Raw genomic sequence first — 18,509 nt, forward strand, 5'->3', positions numbered from 1 at the left:
TTTATAGACGGACGAACTTCTGCGTGCATGTGAAATTATCTCATGGCGTCATTCCGATTCGACAAATACTCATACGTCATCTTCGGGCTTGACCCGAGGATCTACTGGCGTTTGACGTCGTGGGTCGTTAGATCCTCGGGTCAAGCCCGAGGATGACGTCGAAATAATAGATACCGTTCCCCATTTACGTGAACGCTTTGCGCTACATCCCATTACTTAAAACTGCCACCTTCCTTGCCCAGGCCGCAAAATCCGCAGCCGGAACTTCCCAGCCGATTTCGTGCAGGGTTTCGTGGCGCATGCCGGGGTAGATTTTGTCTTCGACGTTGGTGAAGCCTGCCGCACGGAATTGCTGCGCCAGCCAGACGATTTCGCGGCCGTTGTTGGTCGCGGCGTCTTCGTTGCCGCTGACGAGCAGGATCGGCAGGTCTTTTGGCAAGCGCGACAGGAGTTTCGGGCCGCGATAGGACATTTCGAACACGTCCTGCCAGAGTGAGACGCTGGCTTCGAACTGGCAGAGCGGATCGCCGACATAGGCATCGACGGCCGCCTTGTCGTGGCTGAGCCAATCGGCCATCGTGCGTTTTTCCGGCATCTTGCTGTTCCAGATGCGGAAGGTCGCTTTGGGCAGGATGGCGCTTGGGACGTCAGAGCCTTTCAGCATCTTCTCGATCCGCAGAACGACCTGCGCCAAGCGGCCCATAAGGCCGGGGTGGAGGTTGGAGTTCCAGATCGAAAGGGCATCGAAGCCGCCGGGATTGCTGACGGCGGTGTTGAGAGCGATGAGGCCGCCCATGGAGTGTCCGAAGAGGATGACAGGCAGGCCGGGATGGCGTTCGCCAACCAGAGTGCGCATCGCCATGACATCGCTGATGACCTTGGTGACGCCGTCTTTCCAGGCAAAACGACCGATGGGGGCGTCGTCTGCCTTGGTGCGGCCATGGCCACGATGATCATGGGCGTAAACCTCGAATCCCTGTTGCGCCATGACATCGGCAAAGCGGCGGTATCGGCCCGCATGTTCCACCAGTCCGTGGCAAATCATCAGGATGCCCTTTGGCTGGCCTTGCGCCGGCTCGTGCCGGTAGGTGATGGATGCGCCCGAAGGACTTGCCAGTCGATTGATTTCACTAAAGGCCATATCGTCCATTCATCTCTCCGCGCCTGTGCTTATTGTTGGCCAAGAGGTTGCTCCCTGGCCCTATTTACCCTACATAGCGGCAAATTTCCCATTCGAATTTTCAAATCTGACGCGGAGCATTCGCTACAATGGCACGTCAATTCATCTACCACATGTCGGGGCTGAACAAGTCTTACGGCGCCAAGAAAATCCTTGAAAACGTCAACCTGTCTTTCTACCCGGATGCCAAGATCGGTATTCTCGGCCCCAACGGTGCCGGTAAGTCCACTGTGCTGCGCATCATTGCCGGTCAGGACAAGGAGTTCACCGGCGAGGCGTGGCTGGCAGAAGGCGCGACCGTTGGTTACCTGGAGCAGGAACCGCATCTGGACGAAACCAAGACTGCGTTCGAAAACGTCATGGTGGGCGTGGCCGACAAGACGGCCGTGCTTGAGCGTTATAACGAACTGATGATGAACTATTCCGACGAAACTGCTGACGAGGGTGCCAAGCTTCAGGACATCATCGACAGCCAGAACCTGTGGGATCTGGAACAGCAGGTCGAAATGGCGATGGAAGCCCTGCGCTGCCCGCCGAAGGATAGCGACGTTTCCCTGCTTTCGGGTGGTGAACGCCGTCGTATCGCGCTGTGCCGTCTGCTTCTGTCCAAGCCGGACCTGCTGCTGCTCGACGAACCGACCAACCACCTTGACGCCGAAACCATTGCATGGCTCGAAAAGCACCTGCGCGATTACCCCGGCGCCGTGATGATGATTACCCACGATAGATACTTCCTGGATAACGTCACCGGCTGGATTCTCGAGCTCGACCGTGGCCGTGGCATTCCTTACGAAGGCAACTACTCTGCTTACCTGACGGCGAAGGCCAAGCGCATGCAGCAGGAAGCCCGCGAAGATGCAGGCCGCCAGAAGGCAATTTCGCGCGAACAGGAATGGATCGCATCCAGCCCGAAGGCACGTCAGGCCAAGTCCAAGGCGCGTATCAAGTCCTACGAGCAACTGGTGGATGCCGCCGACAAGCAGCGTCCCGGCGACGCACAGATTATCATCCCTGTTTCCGAGCGTCTCGGCCAGGTGGTCATCGAGATGGAAGGCATCGTGAAGGGCTTTGAAGGCCGCACGCTGATCAATGACCTGTCGATCAAGCTGCCCCCGGGCGGTATCGTCGGCATCATCGGCCCCAACGGTGCCGGTAAGACGACGCTGTTCAAGATGATCACGGGTCAGGAAAAGCCCGATAGCGGTTCGGTTCGCATCGGCGAGACCGTTCAGCTTGGCTACGTCGACCAGAGCCGTGATGCGCTGGATGGAACCAAAACCGTTTGGGAAGAAATTTCCGGCGGCGCTGAAATCATCAAGCTCGGCAAGTTCGACATGAACTCACGCGCTTACTGCGGTGCCTTCAACTTCAAGGGTGGCGACCAGCAGCAGAAGGTTGGCAACCTCTCCGGTGGTCAGCGCAACCGCGTGCACCTGGCGAAGATGCTGAAGGCGGGCGGCAACGTTCTCCTCCTCGACGAACCTACCAACGACCTTGACACCGAAACACTCGGCGCGCTGGAAACGGCACTCGAAAACTTCGCTGGCTGCGCCATCATCATCAGCCATGATAGAATGTTCCTCGACCGCCTTGCCACCCACATCCTCGCCTTCGAAGGCGACGGCCATGTAGAATGGTTCGAAGGCAACTTCGAAGACTACGAGCAGGACAAGGTCCGCCGTCTGGGTGCAGATGCGCTCAACCCGGGTAGCCAGGCGTATAAGCGTCTGACGCGCTGATCTGCCTTATCCACTTGCGACTTCAAAAAGGGCACTGCACAAGCGGTGCCCTTTTTTGTTTGACTGATAATGATGATGCCGAACTTTATTGGCGAGTTATTGGTGCGTCACCGCGGGCACTTCCTATTTCGGGCCCGCTAGCCTACTTGCTCGCTGACTGCTGCGGGGCGGGCCAACTTGCCGGTCCAGTGCCGCTAGAGGGATAAATAGTCGAAAGTAACTCTTGCAGTAGATGGCCTACAGCAGGATTGAGTGAGCCCGCATCAGAAATCTAGTACTTGCTTACGTGGCGCGACGATAAATTCCAGCGCCGAGAAATTCCAGGTATCCGTTGTCGCGTAATATTTGCAGCTGCTGTCTGATTTTTGCTTTTACGTTGTTATTGTTGGGGTAAATCTCGCTCAGATATCGAGTGAAACTGTACACGTTGTCGAGTGTAAAGATGGAGTTTTCGATTTGGTCGATGCAGCTCATAACGTCCACAAGCCAACCGCGTGCGGCAGGCGTGTGTCGCTCCAGAAAAGCCGTTTTTTGCCACCGGGACAGAACATCCGAGCGACTCTTAACAATTCCATCTTGTACAACACAAATCAGTCCGATCTGCGGAATGCGTTCAAGAAGTATATTTGATCCTACCCACCCTGCGCGACGTGCCGAAGGCTTAAGGGGCTTCCTGCGCTCAATCAACGATGCAGTAAAGAAGCGTTTTGGGACCACGTAAAGTTGCCTCACGGCAGCGTCCGCCACGTCATATCTCATCAGGATCAAATTCGGTGATGTATCCGATTCTAGCCTTTCAACTTTTGTCTGATACGCGCCATTTGCAATCTTCCTCCCGAAAGGCTTTTTCTGGCTTTTGAGTTCGTACTGGTCGTTGCATCGCATACAGTAAAAATCGGCTACAGGAAGATTTCGGGGAAATTGTTTGAGACTCTGATTTCCACAGTTAGGGCAGTAGATCGATTGCTCAATCCATGCTTCGGTCAGAACTCGAGCTTTCTGCGAGCCACTCACGTAAGTTCGGTCTGGCTCTGAGAATTCTAATTTCATATCGGACGCGAAAGCTCCGTTGCGAGCTTGCCCAAAAACGACGCTAGAACTGGGATTTTTGTCTCAGCCATGCGGGTGTAATTCGGGGTGTAGTCTGCGTCAGGCGGCGAATAGTATATGGCGATCGTACCGTCGCTGCCTTTCGTCATATAGACTGATAAATCAAGGCACGTGATTGGACTGATGTCAGAAACTTCACAAACTGGACAATCGTCGTCGCACTCACAGGACCAGTCGTCGTTCCACTTCGCTCCACATTCTTCGCAAATATAAAAGTTCCGATACCAAGCCACAGTCCGCTCCCACGACAAACATCAACTAATATGACGTAGGAATACGAAGTTCGCAATCGAGCGCGCTGTGTGGCAATCATCGCGATACCCGTTTGATTAGCATGCATTGCGTCCCATGAGATCAATTACCTATGCGATCTTGCAGGCTTCACCAAAATCGTATAAACATATCTTTATATGTTGATTGGCTTGAGGTTTGTGCATTGGCTTTAGGGCTTGATAATCTGGTGGGGCTGTTGAAGGCGGCGGGGGAGCCGACGCGGTTTCGGTTGTTGGCGCTGTTGGGCGCGGGCGATCTGACCGTGACGGATCTGACCGAGATTCTCGGTCAGTCGCAACCGCGTATTTCGCGGCACCTTAAGCTTCTGGCCGAGGAAGACCTGATCGACCGTTATCAGGAAGGTGCCTGGGCATACTTCCGTTTGAAGCAGGATGGCAAGGCTGCCGAGCTGGTCAAACAGCTTCTTTCCGTCGCGTCTCCCAACGACGCCGTTCTTTTGCGGGATTTCGAACGGCTTTCCTCCGTCAAGCGGGTGAGGGCGGAGCGTGCGCAGGACTATTTCAGCCGCAATGCATCCGCCTGGGACGAGCTTCGCCGTCTTCACGTCAGCGATGACGCGGTGGAAAGCGCTCTTTCGAAACTGATCGGCACGACGCCTGTCGATTCCATGCTCGATCTTGGCACCGGCACGGGCCGCATTCTTCAGCTTCTCAGCGGCATCTATCGCCGCGCAATCGGCATCGATGCCAGCCGCGATATGCTGGCGGTTGCTCGTTCCAACCTCGACAAAGCTGGCGTGGCACACGCGTCTGTACGCCATGGCGATATTTTGAACCTGCCGCTGGAGAGCCAGGATTTCGATCTGGTGGTGGTGCATCAGGTGCTGCACTTCCTCGATCATCCCGAGATGGCAATTGCCGAAGCGGCGCGCATGTTGCGTCCGAATGGCCGTCTGGTGATCATCGATCTGGCGCCGCACAAGCTCGAGTATCTGCGAGAAGACCACGCGCATGTTCGCCTCGGATTTTCGCATCAAACCATGGAAGAGTGGCTGAAAAAGGCGGGGCTTTCGCCCGAGAAGGCGGTTGATCTGCATTCCGGCAATGTGTCCGACCAGTCTCTTGACGTAACAATCTGGGTTGCGCGCGATCCGCGCCTGCTGATTGCGGGCGGGCAGGTGGTCGACGCACCGCTTCTATCAGCCGGGAGGGCATGACATGACAAAAACCGATCCAGACCGACACACGAGCGGAAATTTCAAGCTCTCCTTCGAGTTCTTTCCGCCCAAGAACGCGGATATGGATGTGCAGCTTTGGGAAACGGTCGAGGAACTTGCGCGCTGGAACCCGGACTTCGTGTCCGTGACCTATGGCGCTGGCGGAACGACAAAGGCGCCGACGTTGGTTGCGGTCGACCGCATGATCTCGGTGGCGGGTCTGTCGACAGCCTCGCACCTGACCTGCGTGGATGCCAGCAAGCAGGAAGTGCACGACGTTGTTGAAGAGCTGCGCGGCATCGGCGTCAAGCATTTTGTGGCGTTGCGGGGCGATCCGGCCACTGGCCCCGGCACGGCCTATAAGCCGCATCCCGATGGCTATGAGAATGCCGCAGCGCTGGTTCGCGGTCTGCGCGAGATCGATGATTTTCAGATTTCAGTTTCCGCATATCCTGAGAAACACCCGGAAAGCGAAAGCACCGATGTCGATATCGATATGCTCAAGCGCAAGGCCGATAACGGCGCGACGCGCGCCCTGACGCAGTTCTTCTTCGATAATACGATGTTCGAGCGTTACATGGAGCGCGTGACCAAGGCGGGCATCACGATTCCCATCGTTCCCGGCATCATGCCTATTCAGAATCTGACGCAGTTGAAGCGGTTTGCGGGTCGGTGTGGCACGAGCATTCCAGCGTTTCTCGATGAGCGGTTTGCCGGTCTGGATGACAATCCGGTGGAGCGGGCGAAGGTGGCTGCGGATGTCGCTGCCGAGCAGATTCTGGATTTGCAGCGCCATGGCATCAGTGAGTTCCACCTTTACACCATGAACCGTGCACCGCTGGTGAACGCGGTTCTGGAAAATGTCGGCTATCGCCCCTTGAGGCAATCGGCTGCCTGAACAGCGTTCAATTGAACATAAAAAAAAGCGCAGGTTCTGAAAAACCTGCGCTTTTTTAATGGGTTATGATAATCAACGACGGGTGTGCGTGTTAAACCCCAAAGTCGCGCGTCAGATGAAAAGCATCACTCCGACAAACGCAAACGCTACACCGATTGCTAAGGCATTAAGAGAATTTGAAAGTGCCATGCTCTGCCTCCATTGTGTTGACAGTAATCATTATGACCGTTTTGTGTCTCTTGGAAAGCGGTTTCTATGATGCAGTGCACACGAAAGAGCGAGTATTTTCCAACGGTTGGCCTCAATGCATTGAAAAACAACTTATATTACCGTTTGAAAAATTCGGTGCAAATAAGCCTTAAACGTAAACGGCCATGGTTAATGCCATGGCCGTTTGGTCTATGTCGTGATTCTACTGAGCGCCGTCGATCAGAGAGCGTCGAGCAATGCGCGTGTTGGCCAGCCATCGGCGGGTAGACCGAGTCGCTGCTGCTCACGCTGCACGGCGATGCGGGTGCCGGAGCCGAGGATGCCATCGATCTTGCCGACATCATGCGTCTTCGCATCGAGCTTGGTCTGCAGTTCCTTCATGGCAGCATCGTCAAGGCCGGGCTCTGGATTGCCCTTGGCATACACCGGTGCGCCCATGAAGCGGGTGGCGAAGTAGGCGGCTGACGTGGTGTAGATGAAGGACTGGTTCCATTCCAGATAGATGTTGAAGTTGGGGTAGGTGATGAAGGCAGGACCCTTGCGGCCCTGAGGCAGGATGAGGGCTGCGGGCAGGGCGCCGAAGGTCTTGTTGCCATCCTTGGGGGTAACACCGAGGTTGAACCATTCGTTAGCCGTCAGCGTGCCGCCAAGGCCGGATTTTTCCCAAGGCAGATTTTCCGGTACGGAAACTTCCTGAATCCAAGGCTCGCCCTTCTTGAAGCCGAGATGCTGGATGAACTTTGCGGCCGTCAGAATGGCATCCGCGCTGCTGGACTTGACGTTGACGTGGCCATCGCCATCACCATCCACGCCGAAGGCGATGATATCCTTCGGCAGCATCTGTACCTGACCGATTTCGCCAGCCCATGCGCCGGAGTTGGTAGCAGGGTCGAGATCGCCGTGCTGAACCATTTCGGTGAGCGCGATGAGCTGAGGGCGGAACAGTTCCGGGCGGCGACAATCATGCGACAGCGTGACGAGCGCGTTGCGGGTGTTGAAGTCGCCCTGAACGGCACCGAAGTCCGTTTCCATGGCCCAGAAAGCGGCGATGACGCCTGCGGGAACACCGAATTCGTCTTCTGCGCGCTTGAAGGTGGTGTTGAGTTCCTGAATTTTCTTTCGGCCCATATCAAGCCGGCCCTGGCTGACGGTACGCTGGGAAAATTCGAGGAAGGTCTGGCGGAAAACGCCCTGTGCGCGATCGCGCGACAGAACCTTCTGGTCGATCTGCGCGCCAGCCAGCGCCTTGTCCACGGCTTCTGCTGGCACGCCCTTGCCGACGGCTTCCGTCTTTACGCCTTGCAGGAAGGTCGCCAGGTCGCCACCACAGGCGACCTGTTTCGGGTCATCCGGCGAAGCCACGGGAGTGACGGCGAGTGCCGAGCCGCAGGACAGGGTGAAAAGGGTGGCAGCAAGTGCGAGGCTGCGTGGCGAAAAGCTGGACATCAGAATTCCTCAAATGTGCGATTTAGACCATGCGTTCGCCAAGTTTTGTGGCGGAAGCGTGGGCAAGACGATGGAAAAGCGTCAACAGACGTCTGTTTTCAACGCCATGCGATCAATTCACAGCACATCTGCTGGAATTGTCGCAAAAATCAAGTTGAAATCTATGAGCTAGCCGCGCGGCTGGTTGGCGGATGCCACCCATGTGCGCCAGTTCTTTTCCGAGCCAGCAAAGACATTGATATCTGTCGGAGTGCTGATGCCGGGAATGACGCCGGTGCCGGTATATTGCCAGAAGGCCCATTGGCGGTCGCTGTAGATTTGCGTCGGATGGGCGGCGACGGAGCGGACCCAGAAGGGGTAGCTCTTGAACTGACCGACCAGATTATCGCGGTGGAAATCCACGCTGGTGTAGATGATCGGGCGCTTGCCGTAATGGCGTTCGATGCGGGTGAGGAACTGCTGTATCTCGGCGCGGACCACATCTGGTGAAGGTCGTGTCTTGCAGGTTGGGGAGGCGGGGTTCCATTCCACGTCCAGCACCGGCGGCAGCTTCATGGATTCTTTCGGGACGGTGCGAATGAACCAGTCTGCCTGCGCATCTGCCGACGCACAGAAATAATAGAAGTGATAGGGCGCGTGCGGCACACCCGCGGCTGAGGCTTTGCGCCAATATTCATCGAAGCGCGCATCCACACGGTCCGTGCCTTCGGTTGCCTTGATGAAGGCAAAGGAGACGCCTGATTTGCGCACGGTGGCCCAGTCGATATCGCCATTCCACTTGGACACGTCGATTCCGTGCACATCATGCTTGTGCGGTGAGCGTGCGCCGAAATCCTGCGGATCATTATCCTTGAAGCGCGGCCTGGCGACGGATGCAGTTTCGAGGAAATCATAACTGGTGGAGGTGCAGCCGCTCAACAGGAGGATGGACGCGAAAAGAGCCGGAAGTAGCCGCTGCATGATGATCCCAGTGAAACGAATGAAAGTCCCGCCGGCTGCCTGGTGAGAAGCGCCGTAATCTCCTGTTTACCATAACAGGGTAAACAAGCCGTTATGGCAAGATGGGCGGCGGGAAATTCTGCGGCTTAGAGCGGCTTCTAACTAGCAAAGGCAGCGGGGGCAAGCCACACCCACGTTTCGACTTCAGCCCTTCGGGAGCGTCAGAACAGCGCGCCACGCGTATCCTCGTGCAATCGGCTGGAACTCGAGCGTTGCCTTGTGGCTGCCCGCCAAAGCTTCAAGAACATAACGCATATTGGCGCGCGGCGTGACGTGGAACTTGGTGAGCCATGCCTGAAGCAGGGTGCGGAAGGGGCGGGGCAAGCCTTCCTGCTGGCCGAAATCCACGATGTGCAAGGAGCCACCGGGTGCGAGCGACGCCAGTGCGCGCTCCACGGCCTTTTCCCAGTCCGGTATCATCGACACGGCATAGGAAATCATGATTCGGTCGAAGCCTTCGTTTCGGGCGAATTCGCTGATCTTGAAGGTTGTCGCGTCCGAGACCCGCAATACAGGCCGTTCCTGACGTCCGCCGAAGTTTTCAGCGGCCGTCGTCAGCATTTCTGCCGAGATATCCAAACCATAAAGCTTGGCGGTGGGGAACAGCTTCGATGCACGAAGAAGATTGCGGCCAGTGCCGCAGCCGATTTCCAGCAAGCTGCCGCCCTGGGGTACATCGAGCTTGTCGATGGTCGTGTCGCGCCCCAGAAGGTAATATTTGCGGGTGATGTCATAGATGTGCCGCTGGTTGCGGTACATGCGGTCCATCAGGTTTGCATGATTGGCATCGCCAAGGCTGATATTGTCGCCGATGATCTTCACGCCTGAGCCCTCTGATAGATATGGAAACCGCCATAGATCGCGGAGCGGTCGCGGGCGTTCAGCTCTTGAGAACGTTCGCCGAGATAGGACCATTGCGCTGCGATATCCGGCGACAGGCGACCCTCGATCACGCTTTTTTCGGCTGCGGTGCGGAAGATGACGCGCGCGTCAGGCGCTGCCGTGCGGCTGATCTGCGACCACAACTCGTTGATCTGCACATCGCTCATCCAGTCCTGCGCGTCGAGAAGCACGTAGCGATCGACGGAGGAGGCGGGTTTGGAGGCGAGCAGTTCGGTGAAGGTGGCGTGGTGGACGTGCACCCGTGAGGCGTTTTCACGGATGGCCTGATAGTAGTCCCGACGCAAATAATCCGGCAGATTGCCTTCCTGCGCTTGCGGGTAACGACGTGCGAAGGCCTGCCAAGCGAAATAATTCTCCTTCAGCGGAAAATCACAGGCCAGTTTCTCGAGACGTTGACGCAGGACCGGGGCAATGGTGTTGCCATCCGACAGGCTGGCGAGTTCGTCATACTGGCGCGGTGGAATGCCGAGACCGAAGAGCGAGCTCTTGCGCTTCGTCAGCCAGCGGATGACAGGCTTGTCGAACAGCGGCGCCACCTTTTCATCGAAAAACTGGCGTTGCTCATCCATGGAGCGGGTATTGGCCATCTCCTGCAGCTTCACGCCATGCAGACGGGCCAGCACATGGCCGACCCCGATGAAACGGCCCAGTAGGCCGGTGCGGTAGATATTGCGGTCGAAGACAGAGATGCGACGGCGTCCGCTCAAAGTGCGCTTGGACCAGTAAGCGCGCGTTTGTGCATCGAGGTTCGGCGCGATGAACTGATCGTAGCCATTGCTGTTGGAGCGCACGTTTGCGACGCCGAACTGGCGCACGACATCTCCATGGCCGGGCAGATGGCGGAAGGCGGCCAGTTTCAGCTTGTTGAGCGCAATGTGGTGCGGATTGAGGTCGACCACATCGATGCGTGACGGATTGCGCGAGAGGTAAGCCAGGACGTTGCAGCCGCCTGAGCCGATGGTGACGATGCTATGGCCATCACGCAATTCCATGGCCTGCATATCGATTTCAGGGTCTTCCCAGATTTGCGGATAGACCAGACCGGAAAACAAAACGCCGAACAATCTCTCAGACAGGCCGCTGGTGGACAGGGCCTTGTGCTGAAGGAGGGCGGACTTGAGCTTTACGTTTTTGCTGAAACCGGTTTTTGGAGCGACACTCGTCATCTGATTCCACCTCTCATTCGGTTGAGAGGCGTTTAGCGACGAGACGCAACAGTTTGATGACGGGGGTGATTGCCATATTCGATGGCAGTGGGCTTGGCCCACCCCCCTCTGTCCTGCCGGACATCTCCCCCTCAAGGGGGGAGATCGACTCGTAGCGACCTCTCGGCTATCTTGAACGGTGTGGGAGGAGTGATGAGCAGACGTCTAGCCGATCTCCCCACCTGAGGGGGAGATGTCCGGCAGGACAGAGGGGGTTAAGCCCCACACGCCGATGTGCAATCTCGGAAAATGATAGGCCGCTAGTCCTACTTGCGCAGAACGTGCAGCATGCCTTTGCGCTTGGCATCGTAATAATAGCCACGTGCATAGAGGCGCACGGCGTTGTCGCGGTTGTTATCGGCGACGAGCCAGGCGCCGCGCAGGTACTTTACCGCATATTTCAGGTTGGTTTCAGCGTCGAACAGGCCGGAGGCGGGGCCGTCGAAACCCATGGAGCGGGCTGTTGCGTGCTTGATCTGCATCAGTCCGAAATGGCCGCCATTGACGGCCTTGGGATTGTAGCGGCTTTCGCGCATGACCACGCGGTGGACGAGATCTTCCGGCACCTGATACATGGTCGCATATTTGGTGATGAGACCGCTGAGCTTCTGCCGGCCTGCCATGGACGGCGCATCCAGTGAGGGCGTCAGGCCTTCGCGGGTGCTGATGGCGGCAAGAGCGGCGTTCTGAGGTGCCGAAGCGTAGGCCAGCATGGCACCCTGTGGCTTGGGAACCGGGATGACGCTTTGCTGACGCATCATGTCTTCGGTCAAAGGTACAGCGGCTGCCGATGGTGTCCCGGGTGCACCCGGGGCAGGGGGGAAGCTGCCTTTGAGCGCAACGACCTGCGGCAGGGCAGAGGTGGCGGTCTGACGTGCAACGGCGGCTGCAGCAGGCGTTGTGGCTGCCGGTGCGGCCAGAGCGGTCTGGGTTGCTGCCTGTGGCTGAATTTGTGCGTCGATGGCTGCTGCGGCTGCAATTTCCGATGCAGGTGGAAGTGCGATACGTGCGCCCTTGGCCGTAGCGACTGTCGGAAGAGCTTCCGCTGTCGCATTTTCAGCGACCTGTGCTGGGGTAGAGGATGCACTGGCCGGGCTTGCGGCTAAGGTGCTTTCCACCGTAGCGGCGGAGGCTATCTGAGGCTTGGCAATATCGCTTTTGGATGCGACTTCTACGCTTGTGCAGCCCGCCAGTGTCAGCGCGATGCCGACTGTGGACGACAAAAGAAGAGCCGATTTTCGGCGAAAATTGCCTTCAACTTTCATGCGTCCGCCCTTGAATGTGCCTGTCGCTCGATACCCCCGTTTCTCGCGAAGCAGGCAGTCCCTATCCGGCGATCATTAACCTATCGTAAGGATTCCGGCAAGCAGGGACTCATATTTGCGTTTCAGGCGGCAATCCGGCGGTATCCGGCGGTCACGGCGCGGCCCGCGATGAAGTGGGTTCTTTTCGGATTGCGGAGCTTTTTGGTCACGGACATGCGCCGCACCGAAGTAATGGTCAGCCGCGAGAAACTGGCCTGGAAAATCAGGCAGACAACCGTCAGCAGCAGCACTGCCGCCTGCATTTGCAATACCATTTCAATGACATTGCGTGTGCCGTTGACGAATTGTACCAGGAAGGCAATGAAGAAGCCGAAATAGCGCAGGCGAAGCGCTGCGATCACGAAGCAATCGGTAAAGATCGTGCCGAAGGTCTTTCCACGCAGATTGTCGTTATCCGCATTCGACTCACGCGCTGCTGGCGTTGCGAGTGTCCACAGGCTGAACAGCATCAGCCAGCCGGTGCCTGCCCATTGGATGATGTCGAGAACAGTGGATGGCAGGAACTCCGATCCTGCGACGACGACGGATGCTGCCGTCACCGTTGTGACGATACCAAGAGTTGCGCCCACGACCGAGGCGACGAAGGCGCGCTTACCGCGAATGGCCGCGTAACTCGCGACTTTGAAGGATATGGGCGAAGGCAATGCGAACAGAATCACACAGGCCGTGCAAAAGACCAGCCAAACTTGTGCGGACATATGCGTTCCTCCTTGCCCTCCCCGACGTCATTTTCCTTTAACCTACAACATCGGCCCAGAAACCGAAACGGATTTCTGGGCCTGACATGGATAAGGTGATGAGCGGTGTGTTTCCGCCACAGTCTTTTAGCGTAGACACATAGAACAGCGTAAGGCCGCGTTTAGCTCGATTGATCAGGCAGCCTGATAAGGCTGGCCGATGTGATCCATGACCTCGCCGAACCATGGCGTCGACAACTCGAAATGCTTGCCACCCTTGATGCGCGGGAACTCGATGGTGCGCAGCTTGCCGCCCTGGTCCTCGTCGTGACCGGTGACGCCGGAGACCTTGTTGAGCGCGCTTTCGACGGCCAGATCGACCATGCTCTGAATGAGGCGTAGGTCCTGACCGTTGGCAGGGGCGGAGCGGGCGTAATAGCCGGACTTCTGCACCATGGTGCGCTCTGCGCCGATGAGGCTCGCAAACTGCTTCTGGAACCAGCCGCCGACATTGATCGTGTCGATCTTGACGTGGCCAAAGGCATCGCGCTTCACGGTATCGCCAGCCGCCTCACGCTCGGCCACGATGGAATCGAGACCGGCGCCTTCCGAAACGAAAAGTGTGACGAAGCCCGTATCGTTCATGATCTTTTTCAGGCGTTCTGCTTCGGCCTGAATGTCGAAAGCCATTTCCGGCAGATAAAGGCCGTCGATGCTTTTCAGCTTTTCGTCCATCAGCAGACCTTCGACATATTCATTGCCCTTGGTCTTTTGAATGTAGGCGCGGGCGGTTGCAGCGGTGAGCCAGCCGCAATGGCGGCCCATGACTTCGTGAATGACGAAAGTCTTTGGTGCGGCACTCTGTTCGTTGCTGACATTGTCGAAGAAGCTTGCGCCGACTTCGGCTGCGGTCCACGCGCCGAGCGACTGCTTGATCGGCACCACATCATTGTCGACGGTTTTGGGAAGACCGACGACGGTGAGGTCATAGCCGTTCGCGCCGAGATAAGCGGCAAGATCTGCCGCCGTGGTGTTGGTGTCATCACCACCGATGGTATGGAGAATGGTAACGCCATCGCTTGCAAGGCGGTCGGCTGCAACTTTCAGCGGGTTTTCGCCTTCCTTGACGAGGCCGCGCTTGGCACAGTCTGCGGCGTTGGTCAGCTTGACGCGGCTGTTGCCGATGGGTGAGCCGCCGTAGCGGTGCAGTAGGTGCGCTTTTTCCCGCATGTCGGCGGTGATTGCGACGCTGTCGCCAAGAAGAACTCCCTGATAACCGGAGCGATAGGCCACGATGTCGATATCAGGCGCGATGTCGCTGTAGCGTTCGATCAAGCCACCCACGGCAGAGGAGAGGCAGGGCGCGAGACCGCCTGCGGTCAACATTGCGACTTTCTGTTTGGCCATCGTGGCACTCCTTCGTGTTCGCTTCCGAGATATATGCGGCAAATGGATGGGGCAGTGAAACCTGCATGTAAAGTGAATTTCTCAAGAAAATCGGGCGTTTTGTGGCAATTTTCAATGTGATAGAGGCTGTTGGCCAATCTAATCGTTTCAATCGCGGAGATGGTGTACCATTCGCGCCCCGGCCTGTGGAAAACCGCTTTGGTGGCGACGAAACCGCGCCGGAAAGACCGCTCGGTGCGCGGCTTTCAGATGAAAAAAAGTTAATGATCCGCGACCTTTATGCATATTGCATTCGTCAAATCGGAGTTTATGCTTGATTTCATGATGTACGATTTCGCCTGTTTGCAAATTTCATCCTTCCTGGAACGTCTACTGGGCGCAATCGGCGACGCTGCTGGAAGCGTGTTGGGGCGCGTGATCGAAGCTGTCAGAACAGTATTCGAGGGTGACCCGGAAACGCGTCGGCAGGTTTCTTTTTCCGTTGCCATCATTGCGCTGTCCGCCAAGATGGCCAAGGCCGATGGCATGGTGAACAATGCCGAAGTTCAGGCTTTCCGCCAGATTTTTGATTTCCCCGATGAGGAAGCCAAGAACGTTGCCCGCCTCTACAATCTGGCACGCCAGGACGTGGCCGGTTACGAGGCCTATGCCGAGCGGCTTGCCGGGCTTTGTGGGTCTGGTGACCAGAACTGCGAAATGCTGGAAAGCGTCATTGACGGCCTGTTTCATATCGCCAAGGCTGACGGCTTGATTCACGAGCGTGAATTGGCGTTTCTGGGACGCATCTCGGAAATATTCCGTATCAGCGAAGATCATTTCGAGACGATCATGGCACGGCATGTGCACATGGAAGGACGCGATCCCTACCGCGTTCTGGGTGTTTCGCCTTCCGATGAATTCTCCGATATTCGCAGGCGTTACCGGTCGTTGGTGGCGCAACACCACCCGGATAAGCTCATCGCGCGTGGCGTTCCCATGGAACTGCATGCGGCCGCCAATGAGCGTATGGCAGCGCTGAATGCGGCCTATGCGGCCATCGAGAAAGAACGCCGCGTCGCATGAGTGAATTCACAGCGGACTATGCAGGTGCTTCCGTCGTGCCTTCGCCGAACCATGGCGAGCGGGAAGGGGTGGATGGCCCCGACATCATCATTCTTCATTATACCGGCATGAACAGCGCCGATGGCGCGTTGGCGTGGTTGGCCAATCCTGAAAGTCAGGTTTCCAGCCATTACTTTGTCTATGAGGACGGTCGTGTCGTGCAGATGGTGCCGGAACGTCGCCGTGCCTGGCATGCGGGCAAAAGCCTCTGGGATGGTGCTGCCGATATCAACTCCCGCTCTATTGGCATCGAGATTGCCAATCAGGGTCATCCTGCGGGATTGCCGGAGTTTCCTGAACCTCAGATAAAAGCGGTCATCGAATTGTGTCGTGATTGCGGCGCGCGCTGGTCGATCGCGCCTGAGCGGGTGCTGGGGCACTCCGATATTGCGCCTGTCAGGAAGATCGATCCGGGTGAAAAATTCCCGTGGGACATCCTGTCGCAGAACGGCGTCGGGCACTGGGTGACACCCGCGCCGATCGGCGGCGGGCGTTTCTTTCAGCGCGGCGATAGCGGCCAGCCCGTGGAAGCCTTGCAATCCATGCTCTCTCTCTACGGTTACGGCATTGAAATAGATGGCGTTTACGGTGAGCAGACAGAAGGCATCGTGGCGGCTTTCCAGCGCCATTTCAGGCCCGCTTTGGTGGATGGCATTGCCGATGTTTCGACCATCGATACGCTGCACCGGTTGATTTCCAGTCTGCCGAAATTTCGCAGCGCTTAAGGCGATTTTTTAGAAAAAACGTTCGTGAAAATTGATTTGGTAAAGCGTATTTTCTGTGCCGCCACAGTAATTCCTTATTATGCCCCTCTATAACCCCTCATCAAACCGCGACCTGTTCAGTTTCGAGCAGAGATCGTCAACAATAATGATGAGGACTTTTGCCGGATTGTTCCAATGAACTTTCCCGCTGGCTTCGCTATGCAAGTGACGCCCCAAAGTCTTCATACCGGAGATCCGTTTTACTGATGAGAAGAGTGCTTTTTGCTGTCTCGGCCTGTCTTTCCATGCTCGCGGCACAGAGTGGTATCGTTTTAGCCAAGGACGACGTGAAGACCCAAACCATTCCGCTGGAAACCTATTTCCGCAAACCCGGCTATCCCATTCCCGAGAAGTCTCTTCCGACAGTTTTGAAGAATGAATATTCCGACCTGATCGTCAAATATGCCAAGCGTTACGGCGTGCCGACCAATCTGGCGCATGCCATCGTTTCCGTGGAGAGCAAGTTCAATCCAAAGGCACGGGGACGTGCCGGCGAAGTCGGGCTGATGCAGATCAAGCCCGCCACGGCGCGGATGATGGGCTATCGCGGCACGACCAAGGCGCTTTACGATCCTGAGACCAACATCCGCTGGGGCATGCAATATCTGGCGATTGCTCACCAGCTTGGCGGTAGCCAGGTGTGCAGCACGATTTTGCGTTACAATGCAGGCCACGGAGCCACACGCATGAACCCGGTTTCGAAGCGCTATTGCGGCAAGGTGCAGACGCTGTTGCAGAGTTGATGCCGTTTTGCGGCTTTTGAAACACGCCTGATTTTGCTAGGCAGCGCTTACGCGCAGGAGCAAGATCATGGTGGATTTCAAATATATCGTCGTCGGTGCGGGCATGATGGGTGCGGCGGCGGCTCGGCATCTTTCCGCTGCCACGGATGGTGTGGCATTGATCGGGCCTGCTGAACCGCTGGATCGCAAGAACCACAACGGTGTGTTTTCCAGCCACTACGACGAGGCGCGAATCACGCGTGGTTTCGATGGTGATCCTGTCTGGGCCGAGTTGGCGAAACGCTCCATCGGTCGCTATGCGCAGATCGAAGCGGAAAGCGGCATTCGGTTCTACCATGAGGCGGGTTGCCTGTTTGCTGGTAACGGCAAGGGTTTGGGTGGCGATTATGTATCCAGTGCCATGGCGGCGCGTGACAGGTTAGGCCTCGAGATGGAAGTGTTTGGCTCCACGCAACTGGGGCAGCGCTTTCCGATGTTCGATCTGCCTGATGATCACGAGGGTTGGTTCGAGCCGCGCAATGCGGGCTACGTCAATCCGCGTGCTCTGGTAAAGGCGCAGATTGCGATTGCCGAAACACAGGGTGCCAAACTGATCCGCGAAACGACGATGCGCATTCACGACACCGGCTCGGGCGTGGAGGTGGTGGCGGATGAGGGGCGGCGCTATACGGCGCAAAAGGTCATCGTCGCGGCGGGTGGCTTCATCAATATGGCCGATCTGCTGCCATCGAAAGTCGATATGGCCGCGACGGGGCGCACCATCGCGTTTTTTGAGTTGGACGAGGAAAAGCAGCAGGTTTTTGCGGCGATGCCTTCGACTATCGTGCTCGCAGAAAATGCCGACGACATCGTCTACATCCTGCCGCCGGTGAGATATCCCGATGGCAAGGTTTACCTGAAAATCGGTGGCGAGAGCGAAAAGGGCAGGCTGGAAACGCTGGGCGAGGCGGTGTCCTGGTTCCACTCCGACGGGACCGTCAGCGAGGTCGATTTTCTGGTGAAGCGCGCCATCGAACTGATGCCGGGACTTGCCGGTTGCCTGGTCACATCAAGCTCCTGCGTCGCCTCCATCACGCGCACCGGCTATCCGTATATTGGATATACACAGTCGTCCAACATTGCCGTTTTGACGGGCGGTAATTTTGTGTCGGCTAAGTCTTCGGATGAGATCGGACGGTTGGGGGCGGTGCTGTTGCTGGACGGGCAATTGATGGAAGAGGACTTTGCGGGGCAGGTGGGGCCGGTGTTTGTTTAAAGCGGGTGGAGGTGGGTGCGGCTTACCCCCTCTGCCCTGCCGGACATCTCCCCCACAAGGGGGGAGATCGACTCGTGGTTAGCTCTTGGCCATCTCT

At 57.0% G+C, this 18,509-nt stretch carries 17 protein-coding genes; 8 read left to right on the forward strand and 9 right to left on the reverse strand.

Going from position 1 to position 18,509, the window contains the following annotated elements; all coding sequences use genetic code 11:
* Positions 1 to 202: 202 nt before the first annotated feature.
* Entirely contained in the window at positions 203 to 1,150 is a 948-nt protein-coding gene (locus tag ATO67_RS05030; protein WP_067645241.1) for an alpha/beta hydrolase, read from the reverse strand.
* A 119-nt stretch (positions 1,151 to 1,269) separates the two neighbouring features.
* Between ATO67_RS05030 and ettA the strand changes: the two genes are divergently transcribed.
* On the forward strand, positions 1,270 to 2,919 hold the full coding sequence (gene ettA / locus ATO67_RS05035) for an energy-dependent translational throttle protein EttA (RefSeq protein ID WP_067645244.1): 1,650 nt from the start codon (positions 1,270 to 1,272) through the stop codon (positions 2,917 to 2,919).
* A 282-nt stretch (positions 2,920 to 3,201) separates the two neighbouring features.
* Here the strand turns inward: ettA and ATO67_RS05040 are convergent, their stop codons facing one another.
* Positions 3,202 to 3,933, reverse strand: a complete 732-nt coding sequence (locus ATO67_RS05040; protein ID WP_245303845.1) for a DpnI domain-containing protein — start codon at positions 3,931 to 3,933, stop codon at positions 3,202 to 3,204.
* 532 nt (positions 3,934 to 4,465) lie between these two features.
* Here ATO67_RS05040 and ATO67_RS05045 point away from each other — a divergent pair.
* Together ATO67_RS05045 and metF are read left to right on the forward strand one after the other, a co-directional pair.
* Positions 4,466 to 5,479: an ArsR/SmtB family transcription factor gene (locus tag ATO67_RS05045; protein WP_067645249.1), complete on the forward strand. Its 1,014-nt coding sequence runs from the start codon at positions 4,466 to 4,468 to the stop codon at positions 5,477 to 5,479.
* Between the two features lies 1 nt (position 5,480).
* Entirely contained in the window at positions 5,481 to 6,377 is an 897-nt protein-coding gene (gene metF / locus ATO67_RS05050; RefSeq protein ID WP_067645253.1) for a methylenetetrahydrofolate reductase [NAD(P)H], read from the forward strand.
* A 429-nt stretch (positions 6,378 to 6,806) separates the two neighbouring features.
* Here metF and ATO67_RS05055 read toward each other — a convergent pair whose 3' ends face one another.
* The 7 genes from ATO67_RS05055 to ATO67_RS05085 all read right to left on the reverse strand — a co-directional run bounded on the left by ATO67_RS05055 (position 6,807) and on the right by ATO67_RS05085 (position 14,549).
* Positions 6,807 to 8,033, reverse strand: coding sequence for a lytic murein transglycosylase (locus ATO67_RS05055; RefSeq protein ID WP_067645256.1), 1,227 nt, complete (start codon positions 8,031 to 8,033; stop codon positions 6,807 to 6,809).
* A gap of 168 nt (positions 8,034 to 8,201) precedes the next feature.
* Positions 8,202 to 8,993: a glycoside hydrolase family 25 protein gene (locus tag ATO67_RS05060; RefSeq protein ID WP_067645259.1), complete on the reverse strand. Its 792-nt coding sequence runs from the start codon at positions 8,991 to 8,993 to the stop codon at positions 8,202 to 8,204.
* Positions 8,994 to 9,176: 183 nt separating this feature from the next.
* Positions 9,177 to 9,800 carry a class I SAM-dependent methyltransferase gene (locus tag ATO67_RS05065; protein WP_067645621.1) on the reverse strand — a complete coding sequence of 208 codons (624 nt, stop codon included), beginning with the start codon at positions 9,798 to 9,800 and terminating at the stop codon, positions 9,177 to 9,179.
* 50 nt (positions 9,801 to 9,850) lie between these two features.
* On the reverse strand, positions 9,851 to 11,101 hold the full coding sequence (locus tag ATO67_RS05070) for a BtaA family protein (protein ID WP_067645261.1): 1,251 nt from the start codon (positions 11,099 to 11,101) through the stop codon (positions 9,851 to 9,853).
* Between the two features lie 305 nt (positions 11,102 to 11,406).
* Entirely contained in the window at positions 11,407 to 12,405 is a 999-nt protein-coding gene (locus tag ATO67_RS05075; RefSeq protein WP_067645263.1) for a lytic transglycosylase domain-containing protein, read from the reverse strand.
* A 122-nt stretch (positions 12,406 to 12,527) separates the two neighbouring features.
* Positions 12,528 to 13,163 (reverse strand): LysE family translocator, encoded by a 636-nt coding sequence (locus ATO67_RS05080; protein WP_067645265.1) that lies wholly within the window; start codon positions 13,161 to 13,163, stop codon positions 12,528 to 12,530.
* A gap of 174 nt (positions 13,164 to 13,337) precedes the next feature.
* Entirely contained in the window at positions 13,338 to 14,549 is a 1,212-nt protein-coding gene (locus tag ATO67_RS05085) for a pyrophosphate--fructose-6-phosphate 1-phosphotransferase (RefSeq protein ID WP_067645267.1), read from the reverse strand.
* A 101-nt stretch (positions 14,550 to 14,650) separates the two neighbouring features.
* Here ATO67_RS05085 and ATO67_RS23055 point away from each other — a divergent pair, with 101 nt between their 5' ends.
* From ATO67_RS23055 to ATO67_RS05105, 5 genes are all read left to right on the forward strand, one after another.
* On the forward strand, positions 14,651 to 14,866 hold the full coding sequence (locus ATO67_RS23055) for a hypothetical protein (RefSeq protein ID WP_158667343.1): 216 nt from the start codon (positions 14,651 to 14,653) through the stop codon (positions 14,864 to 14,866).
* Positions 14,867 to 14,870: 4 nt separating this feature from the next.
* On the forward strand, positions 14,871 to 15,611 hold the full coding sequence (locus ATO67_RS05090) for a J domain-containing protein (RefSeq protein ID WP_067645623.1): 741 nt from the start codon (positions 14,871 to 14,873) through the stop codon (positions 15,609 to 15,611).
* The gene (locus ATO67_RS05095) at positions 15,608 to 16,375 is read left to right on the forward strand and encodes an N-acetylmuramoyl-L-alanine amidase (RefSeq protein ID WP_067645269.1); all 768 of its coding nucleotides are present in this window, start codon (positions 15,608 to 15,610) and stop codon (positions 16,373 to 16,375) included. Before ATO67_RS05090 ends, ATO67_RS05095 begins: the two co-directional genes overlap by 4 nt.
* Before the next feature lie 245 nt (positions 16,376 to 16,620).
* Positions 16,621 to 17,157 (forward strand): lytic transglycosylase domain-containing protein, encoded by a 537-nt coding sequence (locus ATO67_RS05100; RefSeq protein WP_067645271.1) that lies wholly within the window; start codon positions 16,621 to 16,623, stop codon positions 17,155 to 17,157.
* A 67-nt stretch (positions 17,158 to 17,224) separates the two neighbouring features.
* Positions 17,225 to 18,412 carry an FAD-dependent oxidoreductase gene (locus tag ATO67_RS05105; RefSeq protein WP_067645273.1) on the forward strand — a complete coding sequence of 396 codons (1,188 nt, stop codon included), beginning with the start codon at positions 17,225 to 17,227 and terminating at the stop codon, positions 18,410 to 18,412.
* Positions 18,413 to 18,509 lie beyond the last annotated feature (97 nt).

This window comes from Agrobacterium bohemicum (genome assembly GCF_001562555.1).
GTDB lineage: Bacteria > Pseudomonadota > Alphaproteobacteria > Rhizobiales > Rhizobiaceae > Agrobacterium > Agrobacterium bohemicum.

What these genes read in the sequence shown, in the direction of transcription:
- ATO67_RS05030 (WP_067645241.1), bottom strand. Translation starts at nt 1,150, where the DNA reads ATGGACGATATGGCCTTTAGTGAAATCAATCGACTGGCAAGTCCTTCG.
- ettA (WP_067645244.1), top strand. Translation starts at nt 1,270, where the DNA reads ATGGCACGTCAATTCATCTACCACATGTCGGGGCTGAACAAGTCTTAC.
- metF (WP_067645253.1), top strand. Translation starts at nt 5,481, where the DNA reads ATGACAAAAACCGATCCAGACCGACACACGAGCGGAAATTTCAAGCTC.
- ATO67_RS05055 (WP_067645256.1), bottom strand. Translation starts at nt 8,033, where the DNA reads ATGTCCAGCTTTTCGCCACGCAGCCTCGCACTTGCTGCCACCCTTTTC.
- ATO67_RS05060 (WP_067645259.1), bottom strand. Translation starts at nt 8,993, where the DNA reads ATGCAGCGGCTACTTCCGGCTCTTTTCGCGTCCATCCTCCTGTTGAGC.
- ATO67_RS05065 (WP_067645621.1), bottom strand. Translation starts at nt 9,800, where the DNA reads ATGGACCGCATGTACCGCAACCAGCGGCACATCTATGACATCACCCGC.
- ATO67_RS05070 (WP_067645261.1), bottom strand. Translation starts at nt 11,101, where the DNA reads ATGACGAGTGTCGCTCCAAAAACCGGTTTCAGCAAAAACGTAAAGCTC.
- ATO67_RS05075 (WP_067645263.1), bottom strand. Translation starts at nt 12,405, where the DNA reads ATGAAAGTTGAAGGCAATTTTCGCCGAAAATCGGCTCTTCTTTTGTCG.
- ATO67_RS05080 (WP_067645265.1), bottom strand. Translation starts at nt 13,163, where the DNA reads ATGTCCGCACAAGTTTGGCTGGTCTTTTGCACGGCCTGTGTGATTCTG.
- ATO67_RS05085 (WP_067645267.1), bottom strand. Translation starts at nt 14,549, where the DNA reads ATGGCCAAACAGAAAGTCGCAATGTTGACCGCAGGCGGTCTCGCGCCC.
- ATO67_RS05090 (WP_067645623.1), top strand. Translation starts at nt 14,871, where the DNA reads ATGATGTACGATTTCGCCTGTTTGCAAATTTCATCCTTCCTGGAACGT.
- ATO67_RS05095 (WP_067645269.1), top strand. Translation starts at nt 15,608, where the DNA reads ATGAGTGAATTCACAGCGGACTATGCAGGTGCTTCCGTCGTGCCTTCG.
- ATO67_RS05100 (WP_067645271.1), top strand. Translation starts at nt 16,621, where the DNA reads ATGAGAAGAGTGCTTTTTGCTGTCTCGGCCTGTCTTTCCATGCTCGCG.
- ATO67_RS05105 (WP_067645273.1), top strand. Translation starts at nt 17,225, where the DNA reads ATGGTGGATTTCAAATATATCGTCGTCGGTGCGGGCATGATGGGTGCG.